At 70.6% G+C, this 1,924-nt stretch carries 2 protein-coding genes; both read left to right on the forward strand.

Going from position 1 to position 1,924, the window contains the following annotated elements; translation table 11 throughout:
- Positions 1-137 precede the first annotated feature (137 nt).
- Positions 138-806, forward strand: a complete 669-nt coding sequence (locus tag SMA5143A_RS42360) for a response regulator (protein WP_181362305.1) — start codon at positions 138-140, stop codon at positions 804-806.
- A complete protein-coding gene (locus SMA5143A_RS42365) occupies positions 803-1,921 on the forward strand; it encodes a sensor histidine kinase (RefSeq protein ID WP_107468083.1) in 1,119 nt (372 codons plus the stop codon). Before SMA5143A_RS42360 ends, SMA5143A_RS42365 begins: the two co-directional genes overlap by 4 nt.
- The last annotated feature ends 3 nt before the right edge of the window (positions 1,922-1,924 follow it).

Raw genomic sequence — 1,924 nt, forward strand, 5'->3', positions numbered from 1 at the left:
TGCCCCTGCCGACTGGTGGGTGGTCCCCCGCCGTGTGGCTGGAGCCGCGGCCGGTGGTGCTGGGGGGAGTCATCGGGGCCGTAGGGTCGGGTCGGCAGATGCTCGGGTGGTGGGGACGAAGGTGAGGCGGAGCGCGCGTGATCCGGGTTGTGGTGGTGGACGACGAGGCTCTGGTGCGGTCGGGGTTCGGGTTGATCCTGGGCGCGTCCGAGGACATCGAGGTCGTCGCGACCGCGAGTGGCGGTGAGGCGGTCGGGACGGTCCGCCGGGTGCGGCCGGACGTGGTGCTGCTGGACATCCGGATGCCGGACGTCGACGGGCTCACCGTGCTGCGGGAGCTGCGCACGCTGCCGGATGCGCCGGTGGTGGCGATGCTGACGACGTTCGACGCGGACGAGTACATCTTCACCGCGTTGCACTCCGGTGCGGCCGGTTTCCTGCTGAAGGACACCGAGCCGGAGCAGCTCGCCCATCTGGTGCGGACCCTGGCCGCGGGTGGTGTGGTGCTGTCCCCGAAGGCGTCGCGGACTTTGCTGCACAGCCATCCCGGCGCGGGGACGGCGGTGGACGAGGAGGCCGCCCGGGTCCGGCTGCTCACCGCACGGGAGCGCGATGTCCTCGTCCTGGTGGCGGAGGGGCTGTCGAACGCCGACATCGGGGCGCGGATCCACCTGGGCGCGGGCACGGTCAAGGACCACGTCAGCGCCATCCTGACCAAGCTCCGTGTGACCAGCCGGGTGCAGGCGGCACTGCTGGCGCAGCGGGCCGGCCTGCTCGACGAGCGCACGCAGGACCCCGCCCGATGAGCGGCGCACGCACCCTGTGGCAGCGGATACCCCCGCCCGTCGTCGACCTCACCCTGGTCGCGGCGGCCGCCGTCGACGTGTGGGTGAACCTGTGGGACGACTCACCGCTCGGCGTCGGGCTGGCAGCGCTCGGCTGTGCGGCGCTGGCGTTCCGGCGCAGGTTCCCACTCGTCGTCTTCCTGCTCACCCTGCCGGCCTCGCTGACGCAGCCCGTCGCCGTCGCTCCGATCGTGGCGCTGTTCACCCTGGCCGAACGGACCCGCAACCGCCTCCTCCTCGCCGGGTGCGTCGCCCTCACCGGCATCGCCAACAGCATCCCGTGGCCCGAGGTGAGCCTCATGTCCATAGGCCGGACCATGACGCTGGTCGTCTTCGTCTACGGTCTGGCGACCGCTGCCGCCCCGGTCCTCTTCGGCCAACTCCTCCAAGCCCACCGGGACCTGGCCCGACGACTCATCGAGATCGAGGAAGCCCGAGAACACGAACGCGCCCTGCACGCCCAAGCCGTCCTCGCCCGCGAACGCGCCCAACTCGCCCGCGAGATGCACGACGTCGTCTCCCACCAGGTCAGCCTCATCGCCGTCCAAGCCGGCGCACTCCAGGTCGCCGCACAGGACACCAGCGCCAAAGAAGCCGCCCGCACCATCCGCTCCCTGAGCGTCACCACCCTCGACGAACTCCGCACCATGGTCACCCTCCTCCGCGCCTCCGGCGGCAACACCACCGAACTCACCCCCCAACCCACCCTCGCCGACCTCCACAAACTCGTCGACACCAGCGGCACCCACGCACACCTCACCGGCCAACTACCACCCACCGTCGGCACACCCACCCAACGCGCCCTCTACCGCACCGTCCAAGAAGCCCTCACCAACGTCCGCAAACACGCCCCCGGCGCCACCGCCCACATCGAACTCTGGCAGGACAGCGACCACATCGGCGTCACCATCACCAACACCCCACCCACCCGACCCTCCCTCGCCCTCCCCGGATCACAACAAGGCCTCGTCGGACTACGAGAACGAGCCGACATCCTCCACGGCACCCTCAACGCAGGCCCCACCACCGAAGGCGGCTACCAAGTACGACTGAGAGTCCCCCTCAGCGCCGACTGAAAC

The organism is Streptomyces sp. MA5143a, from assembly GCF_900290235.1.
In the GTDB taxonomy this organism is placed as follows: domain Bacteria; phylum Actinomycetota; class Actinomycetes; order Streptomycetales; family Streptomycetaceae; genus Streptomyces.

Bases quoted from the DNA above. Each gene is read 5' to 3' on its own strand.
- SMA5143A_RS42365 (WP_107468083.1), top strand. From the start codon at position 803: ATGAGCGGCGCACGCACCCTGTGGCAGCGGATACCCCCGCCCGTCGTC.